3 protein-coding genes and 1 pseudogene are annotated in these 2,025 nt (G+C 30.2%); all 4 read left to right on the top strand.

Annotation, left to right across the window (positions count from 1 at the left end):
- Positions 1-122: 122 nt before the first annotated feature.
- Positions 123-254 (top strand): annotated as a pseudogene (locus tag H3S73_RS14120) (DNA/RNA non-specific endonuclease); the annotation flags it as partial.
- A 97-nt stretch (positions 255-351) separates the two neighbouring features.
- The gene (locus H3S73_RS13495) at positions 352-729 is read left to right on the top strand and encodes a hypothetical protein (RefSeq protein ID WP_198236975.1); all 378 of its coding nucleotides are present in this window, start codon (positions 352-354) and stop codon (positions 727-729) included.
- Between the two features lie 274 nt (positions 730-1,003).
- Positions 1,004-1,216: a DNA/RNA non-specific endonuclease gene (locus H3S73_RS14115; protein ID WP_198236976.1), complete on the top strand. Its 213-nt coding sequence runs from the start codon at positions 1,004-1,006 to the stop codon at positions 1,214-1,216.
- Entirely contained in the window at positions 1,206-1,559 is a 354-nt protein-coding gene (locus tag H3S73_RS13485; protein ID WP_198229195.1) for a hypothetical protein, read from the top strand. Before H3S73_RS14115 ends, H3S73_RS13485 begins: the two co-directional genes overlap by 11 nt.
- Positions 1,560-2,025 lie beyond the last annotated feature (466 nt).

The raw sequence follows: 2,025 nt of genomic DNA, 5'->3' as shown, positions 1-2,025 counted from the left end.
CTGAACGTCGAACATTCGCGACCATAGCGAGCTGGCGCAAATATTCATTATTGAACAAGTAGGAGGATGCATGGCAAGTTTTACAAGAGTTTGGCTTAATTGCATCTTAACTAAATGGATCATACGAAAAAATTAACACCCTGCCAATGAATTCAAATCTCAAATGTGGCGAGTGGAAAGCTCTAGAAATTAGATGGGCTAAAAACTTGCCAGAAAGTAAAACAGTAAAAGTTGAGATAGAGCCTATATATTAGGGTACAGTTATAAGATCAACTAGGTTTAAGGTATCTTATTCTATAGATAATGGGCGATTTATGCAGATAAATTTATTAAACCAAGCAGGTGGATAAAATGACAAAAACAGACGATCAATTAAATAATGAAATTGGGCAATTACTTTTTAAATCTTCACCTAATGGAGCAAAAAGAGTAATTGCTCAATTAGAATTTACCCCAGAGATGGATGCTTGCACCTATTTATTTGATTATTATAATCAAAATGATGAATTAAATTGGTATCTACTGGATGACGATATAACAATTCCTTTAATTGATACGGTAACAGAGCTTAGACAATATTATATTGATAATAACCTAACTAATGGTTTACCTGCGTGGATAGGTTGTATTATAACTGTTGATATTGAAAATGCTAAAATTGATTTTGAATTTAAGTATGAACGATTTATTGATCTTTATAGTGAGTATGACGGTGATGATCACAAGTAATCTAACTCATTAAATAGTTAGGCTTAATCAGATAATAGCAAATCCAAATATAAGCATATTTTATGTATGTAAACACAGTGCTATTATTTATCTTACTGTATATTAGAGTCTTATTATTTGCGTCTAGGCTGATAGCCGAACATTCACGATTGTAGCGAACTGGCGCAAATATTTATTATTAAACAAGTAGAAAGATGCATGGCAAGTTTTACAAGAATTTGGCTTAATTGCATCTTAACTAAATGGATAATAATAAAAAATTAACCTCCTGCCAATGAATTCAAATCTTAATCGTGGCGAGAGGGAAACGCTAGAAAATAGATGGGCTAAAGCCTTGCGAAAAGGTAAAACAGTCAAAGTTAAGATAGAGCCTTTATATGAAAGTACAGATATAAGACCAAATAGGTTTATGGTTTTGTATTATATTGATGATAAATACTTTTTTTATATAGAATTTTATAACAAAGCGAATAAATATGATAGATGATCTTTATAATAGAATAGGGCAAATATTAGTCATTAGTTGTCCAGATGATGCGGTAAAAATAGTAACGGGTATTCAAATTTCAACAGAAAATGATGTCGCAGCGTATTTTTTTAATTATTTTGATAATAAAAACAATAAGAAAGAGTTTAAACCTGTTTCTAAAGCTAGGGATGATATATTTCAAACCATGCTAGAAATTAAAAAATATTTTATTGATAACAATCTTACTAACGGCGAGCCAATCTGGGCGGGTTGTATCGTTGAGATAGATATAAAAAATTCAAAAATTGATTTTGAATTTAAGTATGAACGATTTATTGGTCTTTTTGAAGATGATGATTAGTCTTAATCATTAAAATAGCTAACCCAACCACATTCCATATATATAAATACAGTTTTATAATCTATCTAACTGTATATTAAAGTATTATTTGCGTCTAAGCTTAACGTCGAACATTTGCGACTGTAGCCAACTGACGCAAATATTCATTTGAATGCTAATTTTAATCGTAGCTTATGGAAAAAGATAGAAAATAGATGGGTTAACGCCTTGCAAGACGGTAAAACAGTTAAAGTTGAGATAGAGTCTATATATTAGGGTACAGATATAAGACCAACTAGGTTTAGGGTATCGTATTATGTTGATAATAAAGACTTTTCTTATATAGAATTTTATAACAAAGCGAGTAAATAAAATATGATTGATGATCTTTATAATAGAATAGGGCAAATATTAGTTAGTAGTTACCCAGATGATGCGGTAAAAATAATAACAAAAATCGAAATTGTAGAAGAAAATGATGTTGCTA

This window comes from Gilliamella sp. B14384G12 (assembly GCF_016101825.1).
GTDB lineage: Bacteria > Pseudomonadota > Gammaproteobacteria > Enterobacterales > Orbaceae > Gilliamella > Gilliamella apicola_N.
The sequence above is the reverse complement of the archived record's forward strand: the minus strand, read 5'-3'. Positions and strand labels throughout refer to the sequence as shown.

What these genes read in the sequence shown, in the direction of transcription:
- H3S73_RS13495 (WP_198236975.1), top strand. Translation starts at nt 352, where the DNA reads ATGACAAAAACAGACGATCAATTAAATAATGAAATTGGGCAATTACTT.
- H3S73_RS14115 (WP_198236976.1), top strand. Translation starts at nt 1,004, where the DNA reads ATGAATTCAAATCTTAATCGTGGCGAGAGGGAAACGCTAGAAAATAGA.
- H3S73_RS13485 (WP_198229195.1), top strand. Translation starts at nt 1,206, where the DNA reads ATGATAGATGATCTTTATAATAGAATAGGGCAAATATTAGTCATTAGT.